At 33.1% G+C, this 24,102-nt stretch carries 27 protein-coding genes; 22 read left to right on the top strand and 5 right to left on the bottom strand.

All coding sequences use genetic code 11. The features are described from left to right. Positions 1-223 precede the first annotated feature (223 nt). From AC4FQ3_RS11270 to AC4FQ3_RS11360, 19 genes are all read left to right on the top strand, one after another. Entirely contained in the window at positions 224-685 is a 462-nt protein-coding gene (locus AC4FQ3_RS11270; protein ID WP_491181913.1) for a MarR family winged helix-turn-helix transcriptional regulator, read from the top strand. 4 nt (positions 686-689) lie between these two features. Beyond that, positions 690-1,322, top strand: a complete 633-nt coding sequence (locus tag AC4FQ3_RS11275; protein WP_491181914.1) for an NAD(P)H-dependent oxidoreductase — start codon at positions 690-692, stop codon at positions 1,320-1,322. A gap of 31 nt (positions 1,323-1,353) precedes the next feature. Then, entirely contained in the window at positions 1,354-1,920 is a 567-nt protein-coding gene (locus tag AC4FQ3_RS11280) for a YceI family protein (protein WP_042564641.1), read from the top strand. A gap of 200 nt (positions 1,921-2,120) precedes the next feature. Beyond that, positions 2,121-3,395, top strand: a complete 1,275-nt coding sequence (locus tag AC4FQ3_RS11285; protein WP_491181915.1) for a beta-helix domain-containing protein — start codon at positions 2,121-2,123, stop codon at positions 3,393-3,395. Between the two features lie 293 nt (positions 3,396-3,688). After that, positions 3,689-5,089 (top strand): anthranilate synthase component I family protein, encoded by a 1,401-nt coding sequence (locus AC4FQ3_RS11290; RefSeq protein ID WP_491181916.1) that lies wholly within the window; start codon positions 3,689-3,691, stop codon positions 5,087-5,089. 243 nt (positions 5,090-5,332) lie between these two features. Then, positions 5,333-5,773, top strand: a complete 441-nt coding sequence (locus tag AC4FQ3_RS11295) for a hypothetical protein (RefSeq protein ID WP_491181917.1) — start codon at positions 5,333-5,335, stop codon at positions 5,771-5,773. A gap of 94 nt (positions 5,774-5,867) precedes the next feature. Continuing rightward, on the top strand, positions 5,868-6,434 hold the full coding sequence (locus AC4FQ3_RS11300; protein ID WP_073395343.1) for an anthranilate synthase component II: 567 nt from the start codon (positions 5,868-5,870) through the stop codon (positions 6,432-6,434). Positions 6,435-6,490: 56 nt separating this feature from the next. Next, positions 6,491-6,898, top strand: a complete 408-nt coding sequence (locus AC4FQ3_RS11305) for a GNAT family N-acetyltransferase (protein WP_491181918.1) — start codon at positions 6,491-6,493, stop codon at positions 6,896-6,898. Between the two features lie 86 nt (positions 6,899-6,984). Beyond that, complete coding sequence (trpD, locus tag AC4FQ3_RS11310; protein WP_491181919.1) at positions 6,985-7,977, top strand: anthranilate phosphoribosyltransferase; 993 nt, start codon at positions 6,985-6,987, stop codon at positions 7,975-7,977. 87 nt (positions 7,978-8,064) lie between these two features. Next, the gene (trpC, locus tag AC4FQ3_RS11315; protein WP_491181920.1) at positions 8,065-8,850 is read left to right on the top strand and encodes an indole-3-glycerol phosphate synthase TrpC; all 786 of its coding nucleotides are present in this window, start codon (positions 8,065-8,067) and stop codon (positions 8,848-8,850) included. Between the two features lie 147 nt (positions 8,851-8,997). Then, positions 8,998-9,630, top strand: coding sequence for a phosphoribosylanthranilate isomerase (locus tag AC4FQ3_RS11320; RefSeq protein WP_491181921.1), 633 nt, complete (start codon positions 8,998-9,000; stop codon positions 9,628-9,630). Between the two features lie 12 nt (positions 9,631-9,642). Continuing rightward, positions 9,643-10,824 (top strand): tryptophan synthase subunit beta, encoded by a 1,182-nt coding sequence (trpB, locus tag AC4FQ3_RS11325; protein ID WP_073395348.1) that lies wholly within the window; start codon positions 9,643-9,645, stop codon positions 10,822-10,824. Between the two features lie 154 nt (positions 10,825-10,978). Beyond that, a complete protein-coding gene (locus AC4FQ3_RS11330) occupies positions 10,979-11,296 on the top strand; it encodes a gamma-glutamylcyclotransferase family protein (RefSeq protein WP_491181922.1) in 318 nt (105 codons plus the stop codon). A 15-nt stretch (positions 11,297-11,311) separates the two neighbouring features. Further along, positions 11,312-12,049 (top strand): carbon-nitrogen hydrolase family protein, encoded by a 738-nt coding sequence (locus tag AC4FQ3_RS11335; protein ID WP_491181923.1) that lies wholly within the window; start codon positions 11,312-11,314, stop codon positions 12,047-12,049. 231 nt (positions 12,050-12,280) lie between these two features. Beyond that, the gene (gene trpA / locus AC4FQ3_RS11340; protein WP_491181924.1) at positions 12,281-13,042 is read left to right on the top strand and encodes a tryptophan synthase subunit alpha; all 762 of its coding nucleotides are present in this window, start codon (positions 12,281-12,283) and stop codon (positions 13,040-13,042) included. Between the two features lie 187 nt (positions 13,043-13,229). Beyond that, positions 13,230-13,859 (top strand): TetR/AcrR family transcriptional regulator, encoded by a 630-nt coding sequence (locus AC4FQ3_RS11345; RefSeq protein WP_491181925.1) that lies wholly within the window; start codon positions 13,230-13,232, stop codon positions 13,857-13,859. Next, on the top strand, positions 13,849-15,168 hold the full coding sequence (locus tag AC4FQ3_RS11350) for a TolC family protein (RefSeq protein WP_073395354.1): 1,320 nt from the start codon (positions 13,849-13,851) through the stop codon (positions 15,166-15,168). The genes AC4FQ3_RS11345 and AC4FQ3_RS11350 overlap by 11 nt, the downstream gene beginning before the upstream one ends. A 12-nt stretch (positions 15,169-15,180) precedes the next feature. Next, positions 15,181-16,260: an HlyD family secretion protein gene (locus AC4FQ3_RS11355; RefSeq protein WP_042564655.1), complete on the top strand. Its 1,080-nt coding sequence runs from the start codon at positions 15,181-15,183 to the stop codon at positions 16,258-16,260. A 3-nt stretch (positions 16,261-16,263) separates the two neighbouring features. Further along, entirely contained in the window at positions 16,264-17,853 is a 1,590-nt protein-coding gene (locus AC4FQ3_RS11360; RefSeq protein WP_491181926.1) for a DHA2 family efflux MFS transporter permease subunit, read from the top strand. Positions 17,854-18,010: 157 nt separating this feature from the next. Here the strand turns inward: AC4FQ3_RS11360 and yaaA are convergent, their stop codons facing one another. Next, positions 18,011-18,769 carry a peroxide stress protein YaaA gene (gene yaaA / locus AC4FQ3_RS11365; protein WP_491181927.1) on the bottom strand — a complete coding sequence of 253 codons (759 nt, stop codon included), beginning with the start codon at positions 18,767-18,769 and terminating at the stop codon, positions 18,011-18,013. Between the two features lie 398 nt (positions 18,770-19,167). On the opposite strand from yaaA, the gene AC4FQ3_RS11370 reads away from it, so the two are divergent. Genes AC4FQ3_RS11370 through AC4FQ3_RS11380 form a run of 3 tightly spaced genes read left to right on the top strand, consistent with a single transcriptional unit; the run spans position 19,168 to position 22,029 of the window. Beyond that, on the top strand, positions 19,168-19,542 hold the full coding sequence (locus AC4FQ3_RS11370) for a GxxExxY protein (RefSeq protein WP_491181928.1): 375 nt from the start codon (positions 19,168-19,170) through the stop codon (positions 19,540-19,542). Between the two features lie 14 nt (positions 19,543-19,556). Then, on the top strand, positions 19,557-20,984 hold the full coding sequence (locus AC4FQ3_RS11375) for a CCA tRNA nucleotidyltransferase (RefSeq protein ID WP_491181929.1): 1,428 nt from the start codon (positions 19,557-19,559) through the stop codon (positions 20,982-20,984). Positions 20,985-21,003: 19 nt separating this feature from the next. Then, positions 21,004-22,029: a COX15/CtaA family protein gene (locus tag AC4FQ3_RS11380; protein WP_491181930.1), complete on the top strand. Its 1,026-nt coding sequence runs from the start codon at positions 21,004-21,006 to the stop codon at positions 22,027-22,029. Positions 22,030-22,280: 251 nt separating this feature from the next. On the opposite strand, the gene AC4FQ3_RS11385 is transcribed toward AC4FQ3_RS11380, so the two are convergent. Genes AC4FQ3_RS11385 through AC4FQ3_RS11400 form a run of 4 tightly spaced genes read right to left on the bottom strand, consistent with a single transcriptional unit; the run spans position 22,281 to position 24,102 of the window. Further along, the gene (locus AC4FQ3_RS11385) at positions 22,281-23,048 is read right to left on the bottom strand and encodes a LytR/AlgR family response regulator transcription factor (RefSeq protein WP_042564659.1); all 768 of its coding nucleotides are present in this window, start codon (positions 23,046-23,048) and stop codon (positions 22,281-22,283) included. Positions 23,049-23,085: 37 nt separating this feature from the next. Then, complete coding sequence (locus AC4FQ3_RS11390) at positions 23,086-23,451, bottom strand: 2TM domain-containing protein (RefSeq protein ID WP_491181931.1); 366 nt, start codon at positions 23,449-23,451, stop codon at positions 23,086-23,088. Between the two features lie 16 nt (positions 23,452-23,467). Beyond that, positions 23,468-23,785 (bottom strand): 2TM domain-containing protein, encoded by a 318-nt coding sequence (locus tag AC4FQ3_RS11395; RefSeq protein ID WP_082036945.1) that lies wholly within the window; start codon positions 23,783-23,785, stop codon positions 23,468-23,470. Further along, complete coding sequence (locus tag AC4FQ3_RS11400) at positions 23,776-24,102, bottom strand: 2TM domain-containing protein (RefSeq protein ID WP_042564661.1); 327 nt, start codon at positions 24,100-24,102, stop codon at positions 23,776-23,778. The genes AC4FQ3_RS11395 and AC4FQ3_RS11400 overlap by 10 nt, the downstream gene beginning before the upstream one ends.

Consider the following 24,102-nt stretch of genomic DNA (forward strand, 5'->3'; position numbering starts at 1 on the left):
GCTCCTATCCCAAATCAATTTCAGAATAAAATTATAGGAAACCATTTTATTATCAGTCAAATAACATCTTAATCAAAATTTTGCATTACTTTTATACTAATTCTATAGGCTTTATGAAGTTATAATAGCTGTTAATTTGAATTAACAAAAAATTAACACAACACTTGTATATACAACTATTAAAAGATATACATTTGTATATACAAATTATACACTTACGACTATGACAATTGAAGAGGTTATTAAAAGTACAGTTAAGATGGATAATGCGAAAAGAGTTATTCTGAATATCATGTACACGCAAAACGTGATTCAGGATCATTTCAGCGAGTTGATGAAACCGTATGATTTATCCGGAGAACAATATAATGTGCTACGTATATTAAGAGGACAAAAAGGTAATCCTGCTAATATGTGTGTGATCCAGGAGCGAATGCTTGCTAAAACTAGCAACACGACGAGACTGGTAGACAAACTGTTACTGAAAGATTATGTTACAAGAAATGTTTGTCCTGGCAATAGAAGAAAGATTGAAGTATCAATCACTCAAAAAGGATTAGATGTTTTAAAAGAATTAGATCCGAAAGTAGATGAACACGAGCGTTCATTTGCCAGAAATATAAGTCCGGAAGAATTAGAATTATTAAATCGATTATTAGAAAAATACCGAACCCAACAAAATTAATATTATGAGTACATTATTAGAAAATTTGAACTGGAGATATGCAACAAAAAAGTTTGATGCAACAAAAAAAATCTCAGATGCAGATTTAAATACCTTAAAAGAAGCTGTTAGATTAGCTGCTTCTTCATACGGATTACAACCATATAAAGTTGTTATCGTAGAAAATCCTGAATTAAGAGAGCAATTAAAAGCTGCTGCTTACGGGCAAACTCAAATTACTGATGCATCTCAATTATTCATTTTTGCAAATGACTTAAATGCCGGACCAGAATCTGTAGCAGCTTATATTAAAAACATAAGCGAAACAAGAGGTCTTCCTACTGAAGCTTTAGGCGGATTTGCGGATATGATGAATGGTGTGATCTCAAACTTATCACAAGATGCTAAAAATATCTGGACAGCAAAACAAACTTATATTGCTTTAGGAACTTTATTAGCTGCTGCTGCCGAATTAAAAATCGACGCAACTCCAATGGAAGGCTTCAATGCAGCTGCATTTAACGAAATTCTAGGTTTCGATAAATTAGGCTTAAACGCTTCAGTTATTGCAACTGTAGGTTACAGACATGATGAGGACGACGCTCAGCACTACAAAAAAGTTAGAAAATCTCACGAAGAATTATTTATCACTATATAATTATTATTAATCCAAAATCAATTTTAACAAAATGAAAAATTTAAAAACAATTGCAATAGCATTATTCGTAGCAGCGGCTAGTATTTCAGTAAATGCTCAAACTAAAAAAATTGACGTTAAAGCATCTACTATCAAATGGGTAGGTAAAAAAGTAACTGGAGAGCACTCTGGAACTGTAAACTTTAAAGACGGAGCTTTAGTTTTCAAAGGGAAAAAATTAACTGGTGGTAGTTTTACTGTTGATATGACTTCTTTAACTGCAACTGATTTAACTGGAGAATACCAAGGAAAATTGAATGGTCACTTAAAAGCTGACGATTTCTTTGGAACTGACAAATTTCCAACTGCAAAATTAGTTTTCAAAACTATCGGAGCTAAAGCAACTGACGTTTATACTGTAACTGCTGATTTAACGATCAAAGGAATCACTAAACCTGTAACTTTTGACATCACTGTAGCTGGAAACACTGCTACAACTGCATTTAAAGTTGACAGAACTAAATATGATATCAAATACAACTCTGGTAACTTCTTCGAAAACTTAGGAGACAAAACTATCAATGACGATTTCGAATTAACTGTAGCTTTAAAATTCTAATATTTTAGACTTACTGATTCAAAATTTAGAAAACCCCAAAAGTTTAGGCTTTTGGGGTTTCTTTTTTATACTTTTCACAATAATAACGTTCTTAACACTTAAATAACCCTTTCATAACAACGCACAATGTTTTGATTAACATACGGCTTTTAATTTTGGAGTACTTAAAAAATCAAAAACTAGAAATCCAAATTATAGTTATGAAAACAAAAATCAGCATTGCAATTCTAAGCATTCTAAGCAGTTTTTTTCTACAGGCACAACAACAAAGAGGAATTGTTGGCACCACAAACTGGATGAACAACTGGACTAATTTTAAACCGGCCAACACAGAATATAGCGAAGCTAGCAATATTATTGCAGGAACGATTGACAAAGACACCAAATTATATAAACGAAACACTTATCAATTGGTTGGCACTGTTTATGTAACCAATAATGCTGTTTTAACTATCGAACCGGGAACTGTAATTCGCGGAGATGATAAAACCTGCGGAACATTAGTAATAACAAATGGCTGTAAAATAATGGCTGAAGGTTTAGAAACCGATCCTATCATTTTTACATCAAACAAGGATGTTTTGGATAGAAAACCAGGTGACTGGGGTGGAATTGTTATTATGGGAAAAGCTCCAATAAATAGCCTTGGAGGATTACACACTTTACCTTTTGATCTTGATCCTTTGTTAAATCATTATGGTGGTCAGGATGCCGAAGACAATTCGGGAATTTTAAAATATGTGAGAATCGAATATTCAGGAAGAAAATTAAGTGCTTTGAAAGAACTTAACGGGCTTTCATTAGCCGCAGTTGGAAAAAAGACAGTTTTAAATAACATACAAATTAGTTTTTCAAACGACGATTCATTTGAATGTTACGGAGGAAATTTAGACATGAACAACTTAGTTTCTTACAGAACTACTGATGATGATTTTGATTTTACACAGGGAGCGCAAATTAATATTAGCAACAGTATTGCTATTCGCCATCCGTTTTCATCAGATATTTCAGGTTCAAGATGTTTTGAAATTGACTCTTATGATAAAATCGAAAATACGGACATCAATAAATTGACTAAAATAAATGCCTCTAACATTACACTTGTTAATCTGGAAGAAAATAATCAGGGATTGGTTAGAGAATCTATTCATATAAAAGAAAATACATTTTTTAATCTAACAAATAGTATCGTATCCGGTTTTACACCTTTTGTTATATTAGAAGGAAATATAGGAAATGGAGATGCCAATTTATCTAAAATCAACTTCAAAAATGTAATTGTAAATAATTGCCAGGGCGAAATTACAAGTGAATCAAGCAGTAATGATGCGGGAATTAAAAGTTATTACAGCAAACCGCAATTTGCTTTGGATTTTACTAAAATTAGAAACATTGACTTATTTACAACGCCTAATATCAAAGGAAGTCCAGATTTTAGAGTAAACCAAAATAACACTATTGCAATTGGAAACTAAGTAATTAAAACCATCTTATCTGTCGAAATTTAACAAATTTGCAGATTTAGAAAAGTTTTTTTTCAAATTTTATGTATTCTAATCCAAATTACATTTATATATTTGTGACATCAAAATAAGATATGAAAACAACAATGAACAATATTTGGTGGTGGAAGAATTTACGTCAATCGTCGTGAACAAAGCTTCCTATGGTATTGTAAACTATAAATTTAAAAGGCTTGTCATCACGACAAGCCTTTTTTTTTTGGTCGAAACTCAAGTGAAATAAATTAAAATTAAAACAACATACTTTGAAACCTTTTATACTCAACACACACTACAAACAAATTCTGGCAGACACTATTACGCCGGTAAGTATTTATTTTAAAATAAGAGATAAATTTCCTAATAGTTTATTATTGGAAAGTAGTGATTATCATGGAAATGACAACAGTTTCTCTTACATCTGCTGCAATCCGATTGCGACGATTAAAATCGAAAACGAAACCATTTCAAAAACGTTTCCTGACGGAACAACAGAAAAAATTTCAATTGATGCTTCAACTAATATTCCAGAAGTAATTCAGGAGTTTTCAAGTCAGTTTCAATCAGAGAAAAACGATTTTAAATTCATCAATAACGGATTATTCGGATACATTTCTTATGATGCTGTTCGTTATTTTGAGAAAGTTTCGATTGCCAAAAAAGACAACGCAACTTCAATCCCTGATGTATTTTATGCCGTTTATCAAAATATAATTGCTATCAATCACTTTAAAAATGAAGCTTACATTTTTTGTCATAGTGTTGATGGGAAAAATAACATTTCGGAAATTGAGCAATTATTACAATCCAGAAATATAGCTTCATACAAATTCACTAAAGAAGGTGAGGGTTTTTCTAACTTAACAGATGAGGAATTTAAACATAATGTGGCTTTAGCTAAAAAACATTGTTTTCGCGGAGATGTATTTCAATTGGTATTATCACGTCGTTTTACACAAGGTTTTAAAGGTGATGAATTCAATGTTTACAGAGCTTTGCGCAGTATAAATCCGTCTCCTTATTTGTTCTTTTTTGATTATGGAGATTTTAAAATATTTGGGTCTTCGCCCGAAGCACAAATTATCGTAAAAAACAGAAAAGCCGAAATTCACCCAATAGCAGGAACTTTTAAAAGAACCGGAAATGACGAACGCGACGCACTTTTAGCCAAAGAACTATCAGAAGATAAAAAAGAAAACAGCGAACATGTAATGTTGGTCGATTTAGCCAGAAATGATTTAAGCAGAAATGGACACGATGTAAATGTTGAGAAATATAGAGAAGTTCAGTTTTTCTCGCACGTAATTCACTTGGTTTCAAAAGTAACAGGGCATCTACACGATAAAGCAACAACGATGCAAGTTGTTGCAGATACTTTCCCGGCAGGAACTTTAAGCGGAGCACCAAAACACAGAGCAATGCAATTGATTGAAGATTACGAAAAAACAAATCGTAATTTCTACGGAGGTGCAATTGGTTTCATGGATTTTAACGGAAACTTTAATCACGCCATTATGATTAGAACTTTCCTAAGTAAAAATCATCAATTGCATTGTCAGGCCGGAGCGGGAATTGTAGCAAGCTCTGACGAAGAAAGCGAAATGCAGGAAGTTTATAATAAATTAAGAGCTTTGAACACAGCGCTGGAAATGGCGGAGAAAATATAGTTTATTTTGTTTCAAGTTTCAAGTTTACTTCGTCCGTTCGGCTTTCAGCCTCGGGTCAAGTTGTTGGAACATGGGAACAAAATAATCTACAATGTCTCCCAGAGGTTGAAACCTCGGGCAATGTTTAAAAAGCAGTTATAAAAGGAATCGTATATAAACATAGCCAACGGTTTCAACCGTTGGAGACAACGATTGGTAAAACATGAAATAATTAACAAACAAACTATAAAACCATAAATAATCATGAAAAAAGCGATTTTAATTTTAGTTTTAATCATTAGCGTAACAGCTTGTAATTCGGAAAAAAAAGAGAATCCAATTAAAGGAACCTGGCGACTTATCTCAGCTGAAACAACAGAAAAAGATTCAACATTCTCGACTTTCAATCCAAAAACAAAAATGATTAAAATTATAAATGACACACATTTTGCTTTTTTCAATCATGATTTAAATAATGGAAAAGACAGCACAGCAGCAGTTTTCTTTGGCGGAGGCGGAAAATACACTTTAAAAGATAGTATTTACACCGAGAATCTGGAATATTTCAATAACCGCCAATGGGAAAATAGGAAATTTGAGTTCGTAGTAAAAATCAAAAATGATACACTAACTCAAAAAGGAGTCGAAAAAATAGAAAAATTAGGAATCGACCGCATTATTACAGAAAAGTACGTTCGAGAGTAAAAATAGTTTCAGGTTTTCTTTGTTTCAAGTTTCAAGTTGTTGGAATCTGAAACTTGAAACAAAAAAAACCTGAAACCTGAAACAAAATTAAGACATGAAAAAAATATTAGTTATAGACAATTACGATAGTTTCACTTATAATTTAGTGCATTATCTGGAAGATTTAAACTGCGAAGTTACCGTTTACAGAAACGATGAATTTGAGATTGACGAAATCGCGACTTTCGATAAAATTCTACTTTCACCAGGACCCGGAATTCCGGATGAAGCGGGATTATTAAAAGCCGTAATCGAAAAATATGCTCCAACAAAAAGTATTCTTGGAGTTTGTTTGGGACAACAAGCAATTGGTGAAGTTTTTGGCGGAACGCTTTCAAACCTTGATAAAGTGTATCATGGCGTTGCAACGAATGTCAAAACAGTAGTTTCAGATGAAATTTTGTTTGAAGGTTTAGGCAACGAATTCGAAGTTGGAAGATACCATTCATGGGTTGTAGACGCAAATTTACCAGACGTTCTTGAAGCGACTTCAATTGATGAAAACGGTCAAATTATGTCATTAAGACACAAAACGTTTGACGTAAGAGGTGTTCAGTTTCATCCGGAAAGTGTTTTGACTCCGAAGGGAAAATTAATATTAGAAAATTGGATAAAAAGCTAATATACAGTCACAGTTTAAAACCTTAGTCACTTAGAATCTTAGCAACTTAGAACCTTATGGAAATAACGCTTTCAGAAACAAAAGAAATCAACATTGAAGACATTCTGATTTTATACAAAGCCAACGAATGGAGTTCTGCCAATAAACCAAATGAATTATACAATGCACTTACAAATTCAGAAACCTTAATTACAGCTTGGGAAGGGGAAAAATTAGTAGGACTTGGGAATGCAATTTCTGATGGATTTTTAACCGTTTATTATCCACATTTATTGGTTCTTCCGGATTATCAGGGAAAAGGAATTGGAAAAATGATTGTAGATAAAATGCAGGAGAAATACAGTCACTTTCACATGCAAATGTTAACCGCAGATGGAAAAGCGGTTGACTTTTATAAAAAAAATGGTTTTGAAAGAGCAGGAAAAACAGAACCAATGTGGATTTATCAGGGAAATGAACATTGAAAAACAAGTAAACAGTCTCAGTTTAAAGTCTCAGTTTAAAAAACTTAGAACCTTAGTATCTTAGAATCTTAGCAACTTAAAAAAAAATGAAAACTATATTAAATAAATTAATCAATCACGAAGTGCTTTCTAAAAAAGAAGCAAAAGAGGTTTTGATTAATATTTCAAGCGGAAGTTATAATCCAAGTCAGATTTCGGCATTTTTGACCGTATTTATGATGCGAAGCATTACGATTGATGAGCTTTCGGGTTTTCGTGAAGCTTTATTAGAATTGTGTGTTCGCGTTGATTTATCAGCATATAATACCATTGATTTATGCGGAACAGGCGGTGATGGAAAAGATACTTTCAATATCTCAACTTTAGCTTCATTTATTTCAGCTGGAGCAGGAATAAAAGTAGCCAAACACGGAAATTACGGAGTTTCATCCATTTCAGGATCGAGCAACGTGATGGAAAAAATGGGAATTAAATTCAGCAATGATCCTTCGTTTTTAGAAAAATGTATCGACAAAGCCGGAATCTGCGTTTTGCATGCTCCCCTATTTCACCCAGCAATGAAAAATGTTGGACCAATCCGTAAAGAATTAGCTGTAAAAACGTTCTTCAATATGTTGGGACCAATGGTAAATCCGTCGTTTCCACAGAATCAATTGGTGGGAGTTTTCAATCTTGAATTAGCCCGAATGTATGCTTATTTATATCAAAATACCGATATCAATTTCACCATTTTACATTCGCTTGACGGATATGACGAAATCTCACTAACAGGACCAACAAAAACGATAACATCACATATGGAAGGAATGTTGAAACCGGAAGATTTTGGGGTTAGACTTTTATCTCAAACCGAAATCGAAGGCGGAAAAACCATCGAAGAATCGGCAGAAATGTTCACTAAAATCATTTCTGGAAAGGGAACTGAAGCACAGAATAATGTAGTTTTAGCCAATGCAGCAATGGCAATCGCAACGGTTACAAAATGTTCTCCGCTCGAAGGATTTGAATTAGCGAAAGAAAGCTTGTTCTCAGGAAAAGGATTAAAAGCATTACAGACATTACAAGAATTAAGTAAATAAAAAAATAGTTTCTTTTGTTTCAGGTTTCAAGTTTCAAGTTAGTTGGAACGTGAAACCTGAAACTTGAAACTTGAAACAAACGAGATCATGAACATATTAGATAAAATAATATTTGATAAACAACGAGAAGTCGTTCTAAAAAAATCGATCATTCCAGTTTCACAATTGGAAAGTTCTGTGTTTTTTGGGAGAGAAACTATTTCTTTGAGTCAAAAACTAAGAACAAGTTCAACAGGAATTATTGCCGAACACAAACGTCGTTCGCCTTCAAAATCCGTAATCAATCATAATTTTACGGTTGAAGAAGTCGTAAAAGGATATGAAAATGCAGGCGCTTGCGGAATCTCAGTTTTAACAGACGGAAAATACTTTGGCGGTTCTCTTGACGATTTACTTTTAGCAAGAGCAAGTGTAAATATTCCGCTTTTGCGAAAAGAATTTATTGTTGATGAATACCAAATTCTTGAAGCCAAAGCTTTTGGAGCCGATTTGATTTTACTGATTGCAGCCGTTTTAACTCGTGAAGAAATCAAATCATTATCTGAATTTGCAAAGAAATTAGGTTTAGAAGTTCTATTGGAAGTTCACAACGAAGAAGAATTAGAAAAATCGATTATGCCAACCTTAGATATGATCGGCGTAAACAACAGAAACTTAAAAACATTCGAAGTAAGTCTTGATTTCAGTAAACAATTGGCATCGCAAATTCCGGATGATTTCGTTAAAGTTTCAGAAAGTGGCATTTCATCAATCGAAGCCATCTCAGAATTAAGACCATACGGTTACAGCGGATTTTTAATTGGAGAAAACTTCATGAAAACTGATAACGCCGGAAAAGCCGCAACAGAGTTTATTAAAAACTTGAGTATATAAAAAATAGCCACGAATCCACGAATTTATTTATTATCATTCGTGAATTCGTGGCGAAAAAAACTTTGTAAGCTTTGCATTTTTTAAGCGCAATCAAAATTTAAAAAAACTTAGTGTCTTAGCGCCTTCGTGGCAAAAACAACAATAAAAATGAAACTCAAAATATGCGGCATGAAATATCCAGAAAACATCCTCGAGGTAGGTGCACTCCTACCCGATTATATGGGATTTATTTTCTGGGAGAAATCCGCGCGATACTTTAACGGAGAAATTCCGGAACTAATAGAAACGATCAAAAAAGTGGGGGTTTTTGTAAATCAGTCTCAGGAAGAAATTCTGGAAAAAGTTGCAAAATACAATTTACAAGCCGTTCAATTGCACGGACATGAATCGGTTGAATTTTTATCAGATTTAAAAAAACAATTGCCAAAGAAAATCGAAATCATCAAAGTTTTTTCAGCAGATGAAAATTTTGATTTCGAAATTATAAAACCTTTCGAAGCTGTTTGTGATTACTTTATGTTTGACACAAAAGGAAAATTACCAGGCGGAAACGGAACCACTTTTGACTGGACGATATTAAAAAAATACAATTCGAAAAAGCCTTTCTTTTTGAGTGGCGGCATCGGAATAAATGAATTAAAAGCCATAGAAGAAATTTCAAAAACAAATCTTCCTATTTATGCAGTCGATTTAAATAGTAAATTTGAAATCGAACCGGGGCTAAAAAACAAAAATCTATTTAGCAATTTCAAACGAAAATTTGATGTTGCCAACTTTTAAAATTTTAATAAAATGAATTTTAACGTTAACGAAAAAGGATATTACGGAGAATTTGGAGGAGCTTATATTCCTGAAATGCTGTATCCTAATGTAGAAGAATTACGCCAGAATTATTTAAAAATTACCAGTGAACCAGATTTTAAAGCAGAATTTGATCAATTGCTAAAAGATTATGTTGGTCGCCCTAGTCCGCTTTATTTTGCGAAGCGTTTGTCTGAAAAATACAACACCAAAGTTTATCTAAAAAGAGAAGACTTAAATCATACAGGAGCGCACAAAGTTAACAATACAATTGGGCAGATATTGGTTGCCAAACGTTTGGGTAAAAAACGTATTATTGCCGAAACCGGAGCTGGCCAGCATGGCGTTGCAACGGCAACAGTTTGTGCTTTAATGGGCTTGCAATGCATCGTGTATATGGGCGAAATTGACATTGCGCGTCAGGCACCAAACGTGGCTCGTATGAAAATGTTGGGCGCAGAAGTTCGTCCCGCACTTTCGGGTTCAAGAACGTTGAAAGATGCTACAAACGAAGCGATTCGCGACTGGATTAACAATCCGGTAGATACCCATTATATTATCGGATCTGCGATTGGACCTCATCCTTACCCGGATATGGTGACACGTTTTCAAAGTGTAATTTCAGAAGAAATAAAATGGCAGTTAAAAGAAAAAGAAGGACGTGAAAATCCTGATTACGTTGTCGCTTGTATTGGTGGCGGAAGTAATGCTGCAGGAACGTATTACCACTTTCTGCATGAGCCGGAAGTGGGTATTATTGCTGTTGAAGCTGCCGGAAAAGGTGTCGACAGCGGGCATAGCGCTGCAACCAGTAAATTAGGGAAAGTGGGCGTTATTCACGGTTGTAAAACCCTTTTAATGCAAACTCCCGATGGACAAATTACAGAACCATATTCGATTTCTGCAGGTTTGGATTATCCAGGAGTTGGCCCAATGCATGCACATTTGGCACAAACGGGACGTGGAGAATTTTTCTCGGTGACCGATGACGACGCAATGAATGCAGGTTTACAATTGACTAAATTAGAAGGAATTATTCCGGCGATTGAGAGCGCGCATGCTTTTGCGGTTTTAGATCAAAAGAAATTCAAACCAACAGATATTGTGGTTATAAGTCTTTCTGGTCGTGGCGATAAAGATTTAGACAATTATATTGATTATTTTAAGTTGTAATATAATAATTTGGGCGTTCTCCGCCGCGGCGGATCGGGCTGTCCGCTAAATTCCCGATTAACAAAAACTACGGCTAAAAAGCCTTGTTTTTCTAAATCGGGAGATACCGCTCCCATCCCTAACGCAAAAACTAATAACAAGAAAAATAGCAATCATGGAACAATTATTTTCTTACGGAACATTACGATCTAAAGAAATTCAAAGACAGGTTTTTAATAGAATATTAACCGGAAAACCGGATCAGCTTTTGGGTCACAAGCTTAAAAGTTTGCAAATAGAAGAAGAATTTGGAATGGCAGACTATGTTGTAGTTATACCAAGCGCAGATGCTTCAGACATTATTCATGGCGTAGTTTTCGATGTTTCTAATGCTGATTTAGCTAAAGTTGATATATTCGAATCGAATTCCTATAAAAGAGTTAGAGTAAAATTGAAATCCGGAACAGAAGCCTGGATTTACATGGAAAATTAATATTTACAGATCAAAATGATTCTAGCAGCAGCACAAACAAAACCAACACGAGGAAATATTGAAGCTAATTTATTAGATCATTATCGTCTTATAGAATTAGCTGTTCAAAATAAAGCTCAATTAATCGTATTTCCTGAGTTATCAATTTCAGGCTATGAAAGAGAAGATGCGCAAAAATTGGCTTTCAAAAAAGATGATTCCCGTTTGGATCATTTAAAAAAATTAGCTGTCGAAAATAATATCATTATCGTTGCCGGTGCACCAATTCAAATTGAAAATGGAATGTTTATTGGAGAATTTATTATTTCTCCTGATAATTCAGTTTCAATATATACAAAGCAATTTTTGCATGAAGGCGAAGATGAATTTTTTGAATCTTCTTTTAATTATAATCCGATGATCACGATTGAGAATAAAAATATTTCGTTTGCAATTTGTGCCGATATTGATAATCCGCTTCATCCTGAAAATGCCTGTAAAAGAGAAACTGATATTTATGTAGCCAGTATTTTCTTTACTCCAAACGGGATTCCGAATGCGTATCGAGATTTACAAAATTATGCTCAAAAACATAAAATGAATGTTTTGATGGCAAATTTTAGCGGAGAATCCTGGGGATATCCTTCGGCAGGACAAAGCGCTTTTTGGAATAATAAAGGTGAATTGGCTGGGCAAATGAATGATTCAGATTCCGGATTATTATTAGTAGAAAATCAAAATGATAATTGGACAAGCAAAGTTGTGAAGATTTAAAAAAATATAATGCCACGGATTTGCACGATTAAAAAGATTTTTTTCACGCAGATTTGGCAGATTAAAGCAGATTTAAAAAAGATCTGCGCAAATCAGCTTAAATCTATTTAAATCTGCGTGAAGTAAATTTGCACAATAATCAATGAAAATCTTTTAATCTGTGGCAAAAATAAAACTTAATAAATACCTACAAGGTTTTGAAAACCTTGCAGGAGAAAAAACATAAACGAAATGAACAGAATAACTCAAAAATTACAAGAAGATAAAAAAATACTTTCTATTTATTTTTCTGCCGGGTATCCTAACTTAAATGATACAGTTCAGATTATTCAGGATTTAGAAAAAAATGGTGTTGACTTAATCGAAATCGGTTTACCTTTTAGCGATCCTTTGGCAGATGGACCAACAATTCAGGCGAGTTCTACAACGGCGCTTCATAACGGAATGACAACTCAAATTCTTTTTGATCAGCTGAAAAATATCCGCGAAAGCGTAAAAATCCCGTTGATTATTATGGGTTATTTTAATCCGATGCTGCAATACGGAGTCGAAGCTTTTTGTAAAAAATGTGCAGAAATTGGTATCGACGGATTAATTATTCCAGATTTACCGGTTGACGTTTATGCAGATCAATACAAAGCTATTTTTGAAAAATATGGATTGATAAACGTGTTTTTGATTACACCTCAAACTTCAGACGAACGTATTCGTTTTATAGACAGTGTTTCAAACGGATTTATTTATATGGTAAGTTCTGCAAGTGTTACAGGTTCTCAATCTGGTTTCGGAAATGTTCAGGAAGATTATTTCGAAAGAATTTCAAACATGAATTTGAAAAATCCTCAGATTATTGGTTTTGGAATTTCGAATAAAGAAACTTTTAATCAGGCTACAAAATTTGCAAAAGGCGCAATTATTGGTAGTGCTTTTATTAAACATTTGAGTGAAAGTGGTTCTGGAAAAATTTCGGAATTTGTTGGGGAGATTCGATAGTTAAACTCAAAATAAAAACACAATAAAGTCTAGTTTGTCAAAAATTCAAAGCTGAAATGTAAATTTCAGCTTTTTTTATGCTCAAAATCTACTACACCGTTTTATGTTAATATTATGTTAAACAAAAATTAAACGATCGTTTAATTTAAACACTTGTTTAATTTTGTACCCGAATAGAAACAATACCATGTCACACATCGAATTAAACGATAAAAAAATTCAGATTCTGGAAGTTGCTGAAAAGCTTTTTTCTGAGAAAGGATTTGAGGGTACATCGATACGGGATATTTCCAAACATGCAAAAATTAACATTGCAATGGTCTCGTATTATTTTGGCTCAAAGGAAAGGCTACTAGAAGCTTTGATTATTTACAAAACTTCTGATTTAAAATTACAACTCGAAAATTTATTACAAGAAAATCTCGAACCGATTGATAAAGTCAATAAATTAATCGAAATTTACATTAACAGAATAAGTTGTAACAAAGGGATTTTCAGGGTTTTACATTTTGAACTCAACTCCGAAAAACGAGAAAGAAGCATGATCGCTTTTACTGAATTAAAAAAAGGAAATTTAAAATCGGTAGAAACTATTATCGCACAAGGCCAGGCCAAAGGCGTTTTCAGAAAAGATATTATAATTCCGCTTCTTACACCGACCATAATCGGAACCTTTTTTCATTTCCACATGAATAAATCATTTTTTGTGGAATTACTGAATTTAAACACCGAGGAAATGTATAACAATTACATTAAAACCAGTCTTACTAAGCACATTCAACAAACTATAAAAGCTCTACTTGTTTATGAAAATTAATCAATTAATGCTCTTTGGTATTTTCTTCATCGGAATTTCATCAATAGAAGCACAAGAAAAAACAAGTTTAACCTTGGACGAAGCCGTTAAAATGGCTTGGGAAAAAAGTAACGAAGTTACGCTTGCCAACACTAAGGTAAACACAAAAAAATACGAATTACAAACGGTTAAGAATAACCAATATCCTGATTTAAAAATATCCGGTCAATATCAGCGCCTTACAAAGGCTTCGATTGACATGCCAAATCAAGGTGAGAGTGCTTCTTTAGCTTCTCCGGATCGCGCAATGATAGGAATGGCAAATTTAAGCTTGCCACTTTTTGCAGGATTTAAAATTCAAAGTAATATTGATGCATACGAAAGCTTGTATCAAGCTGAAAGCGTTAATGCCATTAAAACAAAAGAGGATGTTGCTTTAACAGTAATCACTTACTACACTGCATTATACAAGGCACAAAAAACGCTGGATGTTTTAAATGAAAATCAAAAAAGCGCCAAACAACGTGTTACTGATTTTACAGAACTGGAAAAAAACGGAATTATTCCAAGAAATGATTTATTGAAAGCACAATTATTGGTTTCTAAAACACAATTATCTATTGATGAAGCTAATAATAATATCAATAACATTAATTTTTATTTAACGACAATCCTTAAATTAGATCCGTCTGTAAAAATTCAGGTTAACGAAGATGATTTCTTTAATTTAAAGACAACCAACGCACCAACATCTGATGCTTTGGCTCTTGAAAACAGAAAAGATTTAGAGGCTATTCGCTTGCAGCAAAAAGCTTCTGAAGCCAACATTAAAATAGCAAAATCCGGGTACTATCCAACTATTTCGTTACTTGGCGGTTACACTGCGTTAGATCTTAAAGATATAATTACTGTAAAATATGCGATGAATTTTGGTTTAGGTTTATCTTATGATTTATCTGGTATCCTTAAAAACAGCGCGCATGTAAAACAAGCTGAAAGCAAAGCACTTGAAGTAAAAAATACTGAAGCTATTATGACAGACCGTATTAAAGTTGAAGTTCAAAAATCTATTGAAGATTATGACTTGGCTATTAATCAAAGTGTTGTTTATGATGAAGCGCTTCAACAATCAGTTGAAAATTACAGACTTGTAAAAGATAAATTTGACAATGGTCTTGCTGATACCAATGATTTGGTTGAAGCCGATGTTGAACAATTAAGCGCTAAAATAAATACGGCGGTATCTAAAGCAACTATAATTCAAAAATATTACGAATTACTTTCAGTATCAGGACAATTATCACAATCATTCAATCTTTCTAAAATATAATCGATAGCTCTCATGGAAAAGAAAAAAACAAATACTAAATTCATCATTATACTAACCGTATTGATTTTAGTGGGCGGAACTTACGGAATAACAAAATACATGCATTCATTAGCACACGAAGAAACGGATGATGCTCAGATCGAGAAAAAAATGAATCCGATTATCCCGAGAGTTTCAGGATATATCAGCAAAGTGTATGTAAAAGATAATGATTTTGTAAAAAAAGGAGATACTTTATTTACTATCGATAAAAGAGATTACCAATTGAAGATTGATGAAGCAAATGCTGCTTTATTAGGTGCTGAAGGGCAATACGAAGCTGCGAAAGCAGATATTGGAAGTGCTTACGCAAGCATCTCAGTTTCTGATGCGCAAATGAGATCTGCAGGCGGTTCTATAGAAAGTGCAAAAATCAGATTGAGACAATTGACAAACGATTTCAACCGTTATAACAATTTGTATAAAACGCATACTATTACAAAACAACAATTTGAACAAGCTCAGGCTGCAAAAGACGAAGCTGAAAACCAAGTTCGAGTTTTAGAACAACAACAAAGAGCATCTTCTTACCAAAAATCTGTAATTCAGTCAAAATCGAAAGTTTCTGATAAACAAACAGAAGTTGCATCAGCAAACATCAAAAGAGCTAAAACTATGCTTGATGTTGCAAAATTAAATCTTACTTATACTGTTGTAACTGCAGCAATTGACGGTCAGGTTTCTAAAGTAGATATTCAGCCGGGACAATTGGTTCAGCCAGGACAATCTTTATTTTATATCATTAATAATACTGAAGCCTGGGTTGTAGCTAATTTCAAAGAAACACAATTAAACAAAATGGTTGTGGGACAAAAAGTAAGTTTAAAAGTAGATGCATATCCAAATTATGAATTCAAAGGTACTTTAACATCATTTTCGCCTGCTACAGGATCACGTTTTTCATTATTACCTCCTGATAACGCGACAGGTAACTTCGTAAAAACGATTCAGAGATTACCGGTAAAAATTAGTTTAGACGAATCAAACGATCCAGAAAAAGTAAAATTATTACGTCCGGGAATGAATGTTGACGTAGACGTACATTTAAAATAAAATATGGCAACAGCAGTACAAGCAGACGACGATTTAGTAGAATACGGATACAGACGTGTGATCATTACGATTACTGCAGTACTTTGTGCACTGTTGGAAATTGTTGACACGACGATTGTAAACGTAGCGCTAACAGACATGCGAGGCAGCCTTGGTGCTACTTTGACAGATGTGGCTTGGGTAATTACGGCATACGCAATTGCGAATGTTATCGTAATACCGATGACGAGCTGGCTATCGCAGCAATTTGGAAGACGTAATTATTTTGTGGCTTCAATCATAATATTTACAGTCTGCTCTTTTTTGTGTGGTAACGCCAGTAATATTTGGGAATTGGTTGCTTTCAGGTTTGTACAAGGTATGGGTGGTGGAGCTTTATTGGTAACAGCCCAAACTATTATTACAGAAAGTTATCCGGTTGCAAAACGTGGTATGGCTCAGGCTATTTACGGAATGGGTGTAATTGTTGGTCCAACTTTAGGACCGCCTTTGGGAGGTTACTTAGTAGAAAATTATTCCTGGCCTTATATTTTTTATATTAATATTCCATTAGGAATTATTGCTACAGTTTTAGCTATTTCTTTTGTAAGAAGCCCGAAATATGGAGAAAAATTAAAAGCAAATCAGGTTGACTGGTGGGGAATTATTTTACTTGCAACATTTATCGGTTCATTACAATTTGTTTTAGAACACGGTCAGCAAGACGACTGGTTTGATGATTCATTAATTGTAACCTTAAGCGTTGTTACCGTTCTTGGATTAGTCCTGTTTATTTGGAGGGAGCTCACCTATAAACATCCAATTGTAAACTTAAGTGTTTTAAAAGATGGAAATTTAAGAATTGGAACTGTAATGTGTTTTATTCTTGGGTTTGGCTTATATGGTTCTACTTTAATTATCCCGATTTACACGCAATCTATTTTAGGATGGACAGCGACAGACGCAGGATTATTATTGATTCCAGGTTCGATTACAACAGCGATTATGATGCCATTTGTTGGAAACATGATTCAGAAAGGTGTTCCGCAGGGCTATATGGTGGGAGTTGGATTTTTGGTTTTCTTCTTCTTTACCTTTATGATGCATAATCGTTTAACTCCAGATACGGGAGTTGAGCATATGTTCTGGCCCTTAATTTTAAGAGGAGTTGGTCTTGGATTACTTTTTGTACCTATTACTACATTGTCTCTTTCTACCTTAAAAGGAAAGCATATAGGTGAAGGTGCGGCTTTTACAGGAATGATGCGTCAATTAGGAGGTTCATTTGGTATTGCGATTATTACCACTTTTATTACCCGTTTAAGTCAGGAACACAGAGTAAATTTACTGACGCACGTTGATCCTGCAAATTATCAGGTCCAGCAACGAATTTTAGGAATGCAGAAAAATTTCATGTCTAAGGGATATAGTGCTGATGTTGCCCTTAAAAAAGCGTATCAAGCTATAGATTACACTGTTTTAAAACAAAGTACTGTTATGGCATACATGGATATTTTTATGTACTTAGGAATTATGTTTTTATGTTGTATACCGATTATCCTTTTAATTAAAAAAGGAAAAAACAAGATTAATCCTGCTGATGCAATGCATTAATAATAATTATAATAATTGATTTATAATACGAAAAAGCCGAGTTATTAATTTAACCCGGCTTTTTTAATTTTATAATTTTGAATATGAATTCTAGTCTACAATTCTCTAGAAAAACCTCTGAACCTTTGTCTCTTTGAGCCTTTGAACCTCAAAAAAACTATCTCGTAAAAACCAAATGATTTCCTTTAGAAAGATTGGCATCAAAACCATATCCATCATAATTGAACCCTTTTAAATCTTCAATAGTTTCTGCATTGCTATCGATAATATAACGTACCATCATTCCTCTCGCCTTTTTGGCAAAGAAACTAATCATTTTTAATTTTCCATCTTTATAATCTTTAAAATCTGGCGTAATTATTGGAACTTTTAGTGCCTTAACATCAACTGCCGAAAAATATTCGTTACTCGCCAAATTCACAAATAATTCTCCTTTTTTTAATTCTTTATTTAAAGCGGCTGTAACGGTTGGTTTCCAAAATTCATGAAGATTTTTATATTCGCCAACAGGTAATTTTGTTCCCATTTCTAAACGGTAAGCCTGCATTAAATCAAGCGGTTTTAAGATTCCGTAAAGTCCTGATAAAATTCGGAGTTTACTTTGCAAAGCATCAATTTTATCTAACGGAATGGTATAAGCATCTAAACCCGTATAAACATCTCCATCAAAAGTATAAACTGCCGGACGCGCATTTTCTGGAGAAAAAGGCGTTTTCCATTTTTGATTACGTTCCCAGTTCAAATCGGCTAATTTTTCTGAGATCGACATTAACTCTGATAATTCAGCTGGCTTTTTGGGTTTTAAAACTTTATGAACAACACGTGCTTCTTTTAAAAAAGCGGGTTCTGTATATTGAGTAGTTGGTAATTCTTTTTCGAAATTCAAAGATTTAGCCGGCGATATAACAATTTTCATTTGTGCGATTTTATAAAATCAAAAATACAAATTGAAATTTTAATAATAAGCTATCAGGATTGATTTGTTTGATAGCTCTATAAATCAACCTAACGGATGTTTTTTTTCGCCACGAATTCACGAATTTCTTTTTTTATTGATTATGATTCGTGAAATTCGGATTACCGTTTTTTGTTTTAATAAAATTTGATCCTAAAAAATATGAATTTATTCAAAAAAGTAAACAATAGATTGTAAAAGGCGCATTCTATGTTGTAAATTTGCCGCTATAAAATTCCAAATAACATTTCAATATAAAATTGGAAGTTGTATTCTAAATATAGCCACGAATTCACAAATTAACTTTTTAAAAAATTAATAAAAAAAATTCGTGAATTCGTGGCGGAAAATTTTAGACAATGACAAAAATATTATATCAACTCGAAAGTTATCAAATAATGGGAATTTTATTTGATGTTCATAGAAATTTAGGTGGAGGTTTTTCAGAAATCGTATATAAAGATGCTTTAGAATATGAATTCAAAAAGGCCAGTATTCCATTTGAAAGAGAAAAAGAATATTTGGTAAATTATAAAGACATAATATTGAATCACAGATTTTATGCTGATTTTGTTTTGTTTGATAAAATTATACTTGAAATAAAATCAAGTGATTTTCTGCATCCCAAACATATTTCGCAATGTCTAAATTATCTAAAAGTTTCTAAAACTCATTTAGCAATTTTAGCAAACTTTAATTCTGTCTCACTTGAACACAAACGTATTATTTTATAAAAATTACTGAATTCGTGGCTATACAAACAAACTATAAAACAGCTTTACAACATAAAATATTCGGAATTATTTCGAAAGCATCTCAGGAATTAAACGTCGACAGTTATGTCATTGGTGGTTTTGTCCGGGATTTGCTTTTAAATCGAGGTTCTAAAAAAGACATTGATGTTGTTGCTGTTGGCAGCGGTATTGAATTGGCTTTGAAAGTATCTGAATTGCTTCCTAAAAAACCAAAAGTTCAGGTTTTTAAGACGTACGGAACGGCAATGCTACGATTTGAAGATACTGATATTGAATTTGTTGGAGCCAGAAAAGAATCTTATAATTTTGATAGCCGAAATCCGATTGTTGAAAACGGAACGTTGGAAGATGATCAAAATCGTCGTGATTTCACCATCAACGCTTTGGCTTTATCTTTAAACGAAAAAACTTTCGGAGATCTTTCTGATCCTTTTAATGGTTTGGCTGATTTAGAGAATAAAACAATCAAAACGCCTTTAAATCCAGATATTACTTATTCTGATGATCCGTTGCGAATGCTTCGGGCGATTCGTTTTGCAACACAGTTAAATTTCGAAATCGAAGAAAATTCATTGAATGCGATTACTAAAAATGCAGATCGTATTAAAATTATTTCAGGCGAAAGAATTGTTGATGAATTAAACAAAATTCTATCTACACCAAAACCATCAATTGGATTTTTACTTTTATATCAAACCGGACTTTTAGATATTATTCTTCCCGAATTAACTGCATTAAATCAGGTTGAAGAAATTGAAGGCCATACACATAAAAACAATTTCTATCACACTTTAGAAGTTGTCGATAATATTTGCCCAAACACAGATGATGTCTGGTTGCGTTGGTCGGCTCTATTGCATGATATTGGGAAAGCTCCAACAAAACGTTTCAACAAAAAACAAGGCTGGACTTTTCACGGGCATGAATTTTTGGGTGGAAAAATGGCAAAAAAAATATTCGAACGCCTTCACATGCCATTGAATCACAAAATGAAATTTGTGCAAAAAATGGTTATTATGAGTTCACGTCCTATTGTTTTAGCACAAGATATTGTAACAGACAGCGCGGTTCGTCGTTTAGTTTTTGATGCCGGCGAAGATGTCGAAGATTTAATGACGTTGTGCGAAGCTGATATTACAACCAAAAATCCGGCGAAATTTAAAAAGTATCATAAAAACTTTGACATCGTTCGCAAAAAAATTGTTGAAGTAGAAGAACGCGATCATGTTCGCAATTTTCAACCACCAATCTCTGGTGAGGAAATTATGGAAATATTCGATTTGAAACCTTCTCGCGAAATTGGAGTTTTAAAAGAAGCTGTAAAAGAAGCCATTTTAGAAGGTGATATTCCAAATGAATATCAGGCGGCTTATGATTTTGTAATTAAAAGAGCTGAGAAATTGGGCTTAAAAAAAGTATAAGAAATAAGTAATTTATAAAATGAAAAAAGAGAATAAATCAGTAATCATTTGGTTACTATCAGGTTGTGTTTTATTGTTTTTAATGGTTGTTGTTGGCGGAATCACCCGTTTGACAAATTCGGGTTTATCGATGACTGACTGGCATTTGGTAACCGATACTTTTCCACCTTTGACAGAAGCAAAATGGAATGAAGCTTTTGAGCAATACAAGAAGTTTCCTGAATATCAAAAAATCAATATTCACAATGATTTTCAGCTTTCAGATTATAAGTTTATCTATTTTTGGGAATGGTTTCACCGTTTTATTGGTCGAATCATTGGCTTGGTTTTCTTTGTGCCTTTTGTGTATTTCTTAATCAGAAAAAAATTGGATCGCGAAACTATTAAAAAATGCATTGTTCTTTTGGCAATGGGCGGTTTCCAAGGATTTTTAGGATGGTTTATGGTTCGCAGCGGATTAATTGATAATCCTGATGTTAGCCATTTCAGACTTTCATTACACCTTACTTTTGCTTTTATCACTTTTGCTTATACTTTATGGGTTGCGCTAGATTTGATTTATCCTAAGAGAGACATCAATAAAATCATTCCGCTTCGAAATATTGCGAGATATGCTCTTGTTGCTTTATTAATTCAGATTATTTACGGTGGTTTTGTGGCAGGATTAAATGCAGGATTAATTCACAATCACTGGCCTTTAATGAGCGATGGTCAATTTATACACGATTCTGTTTTTATTGAACAATCGACTTTGGTAAAAAACTTAATTGAAGGTAAAAGCGGTGTTCAGTTTGTACACAGAACTTTTGCTTATGTTGTTGTGGCTCTGATTCTTTTTCTTGCTTACAAAAGCAGTAAATTTTCACTTAGCCAAACACAAAAAAACGGAATTAAAACTTTGGTAGTTTTCGTTTTTATTCAATTTTTACTTGGGGTATTTACACTTTTATATAGTGTGCCATTGGCATTAGGATTAATTCATCAAATAATGGCATTTTTCCTTTTAAGTGCTATGACATTTACATTACACAGATTGAGTAAATAATAAATTTCAAAACATAAAAAAATCCTTCAAATGAAGGATTTTTTTATGTTTTTGATTTGCTGAATTCTATATTTTAAACCGGATTGAAATCCGGCCCTACAAAATAGATCGAGCCGATGGCTCTTTACTATTGAGATGAATTCAGTAGGAATGGTTTATATTGTAGCAACGCATTTGAATCCGTTGAAAATTAAATTCAATCAGCATAAAGTTCCGTAGGAAAGATACATATTGTTATTTATGAATTAATTTTACCCTAACCAATTCTTGAAATCTCCCACTTTTTCGCGGCTTACAATAACCTCATCTTCTTTATACGTTGGTAAAATAACTTTTAAACGGGAATTGGTGTAAACCTGAATTTCTTTGATTGCTGGAAGCGGAACAATAAATTTTCTGCTTACGCGAAAGAAATTCTTCATATCTAATTCCTGCTCTAAAATTTCTAAGGTCGAATCGACTAAATAGTTGCGATTGTCGAAAGTATGAATGTAAGTTCCTTTGTTTTCACTAAAAAAACATTCTATTTCATCTGTGGTAATTACTTTTAAATGCTGACCGATTTTAACTGTAAATCGCTTTTTAAAACTCTTTTCAAAAGGATTAGACAACATTTGGCGTATTTGCTCAAAATCCAGCTGAAGATTTTTGGGTTCGGATTCTATTTTAGGCAAACGCATTTTAAATTTAGCAACCGCAACGTCAAGATCATCTTCGTCAATGGGTTTTAAAAGATAATCAATGCTGTTGAGTTTAAATGCTTTTAAGGCATATTCATCATAAGCAGTTGTAAAAATGATAGCACTTTTAATCTCTACTTTTTCAAAAATTTCAAACGACAAACCATCTGACAATTGAATATCCAGAAAAATCAAATCCGGATGCTCGTTATTGGAAAACCAGTTAACTGATTCTTCTACAGAATGCAGCATGGTTTCTACAGCGATATTTAGCTTTTCTAACTTTCGTTGCAATAACCTTGCAGCCGGTTTTTCGTCTTCTATTATTAGTGTTGTCATTTATTACAAAGCAAAATTTAAAAAAGTAAATTTACAATTATTCCCATTTATTACTGGCAGCTTCCTTTTTCATATATTCCTCAATTTTTCTTTGCTCCCAATCAGCGCTAAAAAACACATCTCTTCCAAAAACTGAGACTCCGTGAGCCAATAAACCTATTCCCCAAAATAAAGCAGTTGAATATGTTTCCCAATCTAATAATCCGCTATCCAGAATTCCTTTTGAAAAAAAGTCGTCATTTACACTGGCAACAATGATGATAGCGTTTACTATAATATAAATTCTTAAATGCGAATAAAAACTTTTTATTCTTTTTACTTTTCTGTACGCCTCATTAAAGCTTTCATCTGTTGAAAATTCTTGCGAATATTCTTCGTACATACGTCTTCTAAATCTTCCCATTATATTATAAATTAAATTATTTCCACTTGTTTTTGTTCTCTTTTTCCTTTTCCATAAATTCTTTGATTTTTCTTTTTTCCCAGTCTTTTCCTAAAACCGGAAGTACTTCAAAAACCTTTAATCCGTGAAAAAGTACGCCTAATCCCCACCACAATAGCGGCCAGTAAAACCACAAATGATCTGGTGTTGTATATAAATTAATGAAAATTAAAATCACATTCACACCAATAAATGACGTAAGATTTGCGTAAAATCCTTTTATGCTTTCTACTTTCTTTTTTGCAAGATAGTATCTGTCTTCTTCGCTAAAATTCATTTCCATGATTACTCCCATTTTTGTTTTTCTTTTCTTTTATCTAAAATATTTTTGACTTTATTTTGCTCCCATTCCTCTCCAAAAATCTTATAATAAGCAAATATATCAACTGCTGAAATTATAAATACACAAGTCCATATTAACATTATAATGTAATTAAGATATTTGAACGGAAAGAAATTGAGTGGAAATCCGTAATAATCTTTTAAAATAAAAATAATTAATCCTGTGATGTAAATAAACGTATGTACATAAAATGACTTTAGTTTTATTACTTTTTTACTTGCGATTTGAAAATCAAATTTTTCACGATCAATATCAGAATTTGTTTCCAT

The sequence above is a fragment of the Flavobacterium sp. AK-345 genome, assembly GCF_058310175.1.

Excerpts from the sequence above, each read along its gene's own strand:
- AC4FQ3_RS11270 (WP_491181913.1), top strand. The coding sequence starts at position 224 with ATGACAATTGAAGAGGTTATTAAAAGTACAGTTAAGATGGATAATGCG.
- AC4FQ3_RS11275 (WP_491181914.1), top strand. The coding sequence starts at position 690 with ATGAGTACATTATTAGAAAATTTGAACTGGAGATATGCAACAAAAAAG.
- AC4FQ3_RS11280 (WP_042564641.1), top strand. The coding sequence starts at position 1,354 with ATGAAAAATTTAAAAACAATTGCAATAGCATTATTCGTAGCAGCGGCT.
- AC4FQ3_RS11285 (WP_491181915.1), top strand. The coding sequence starts at position 2,121 with ATGAAAACAAAAATCAGCATTGCAATTCTAAGCATTCTAAGCAGTTTT.
- AC4FQ3_RS11295 (WP_491181917.1), top strand. The coding sequence starts at position 5,333 with ATGAAAAAAGCGATTTTAATTTTAGTTTTAATCATTAGCGTAACAGCT.
- AC4FQ3_RS11300 (WP_073395343.1), top strand. The coding sequence starts at position 5,868 with ATGAAAAAAATATTAGTTATAGACAATTACGATAGTTTCACTTATAAT.
- AC4FQ3_RS11305 (WP_491181918.1), top strand. The coding sequence starts at position 6,491 with ATGGAAATAACGCTTTCAGAAACAAAAGAAATCAACATTGAAGACATT.
- trpD (WP_491181919.1), top strand. The coding sequence starts at position 6,985 with ATGAAAACTATATTAAATAAATTAATCAATCACGAAGTGCTTTCTAAA.
- trpC (WP_491181920.1), top strand. The coding sequence starts at position 8,065 with ATGAACATATTAGATAAAATAATATTTGATAAACAACGAGAAGTCGTT.
- AC4FQ3_RS11320 (WP_491181921.1), top strand. The coding sequence starts at position 8,998 with ATGAAACTCAAAATATGCGGCATGAAATATCCAGAAAACATCCTCGAG.
- trpB (WP_073395348.1), top strand. The coding sequence starts at position 9,643 with ATGAATTTTAACGTTAACGAAAAAGGATATTACGGAGAATTTGGAGGA.
- AC4FQ3_RS11330 (WP_491181922.1), top strand. The coding sequence starts at position 10,979 with ATGGAACAATTATTTTCTTACGGAACATTACGATCTAAAGAAATTCAA.
- AC4FQ3_RS11335 (WP_491181923.1), top strand. The coding sequence starts at position 11,312 with ATGATTCTAGCAGCAGCACAAACAAAACCAACACGAGGAAATATTGAA.
- trpA (WP_491181924.1), top strand. The coding sequence starts at position 12,281 with ATGAACAGAATAACTCAAAAATTACAAGAAGATAAAAAAATACTTTCT.
- AC4FQ3_RS11345 (WP_491181925.1), top strand. The coding sequence starts at position 13,230 with ATGTCACACATCGAATTAAACGATAAAAAAATTCAGATTCTGGAAGTT.
- AC4FQ3_RS11350 (WP_073395354.1), top strand. The coding sequence starts at position 13,849 with ATGAAAATTAATCAATTAATGCTCTTTGGTATTTTCTTCATCGGAATT.
- AC4FQ3_RS11355 (WP_042564655.1), top strand. The coding sequence starts at position 15,181 with ATGGAAAAGAAAAAAACAAATACTAAATTCATCATTATACTAACCGTA.
- AC4FQ3_RS11360 (WP_491181926.1), top strand. The coding sequence starts at position 16,264 with ATGGCAACAGCAGTACAAGCAGACGACGATTTAGTAGAATACGGATAC.
- yaaA (WP_491181927.1), bottom strand. The coding sequence starts at position 18,769 with ATGAAAATTGTTATATCGCCGGCTAAATCTTTGAATTTCGAAAAAGAA.
- AC4FQ3_RS11370 (WP_491181928.1), top strand. The coding sequence starts at position 19,168 with ATGACAAAAATATTATATCAACTCGAAAGTTATCAAATAATGGGAATT.
- AC4FQ3_RS11380 (WP_491181930.1), top strand. The coding sequence starts at position 21,004 with ATGAAAAAAGAGAATAAATCAGTAATCATTTGGTTACTATCAGGTTGT.
- AC4FQ3_RS11385 (WP_042564659.1), bottom strand. The coding sequence starts at position 23,048 with ATGACAACACTAATAATAGAAGACGAAAAACCGGCTGCAAGGTTATTG.
- AC4FQ3_RS11390 (WP_491181931.1), bottom strand. The coding sequence starts at position 23,451 with ATGGGAAGATTTAGAAGACGTATGTACGAAGAATATTCGCAAGAATTT.
- AC4FQ3_RS11395 (WP_082036945.1), bottom strand. The coding sequence starts at position 23,785 with ATGGGAGTAATCATGGAAATGAATTTTAGCGAAGAAGACAGATACTAT.
- AC4FQ3_RS11400 (WP_042564661.1), bottom strand. The coding sequence starts at position 24,102 with ATGGAAACAAATTCTGATATTGATCGTGAAAAATTTGATTTTCAAATC.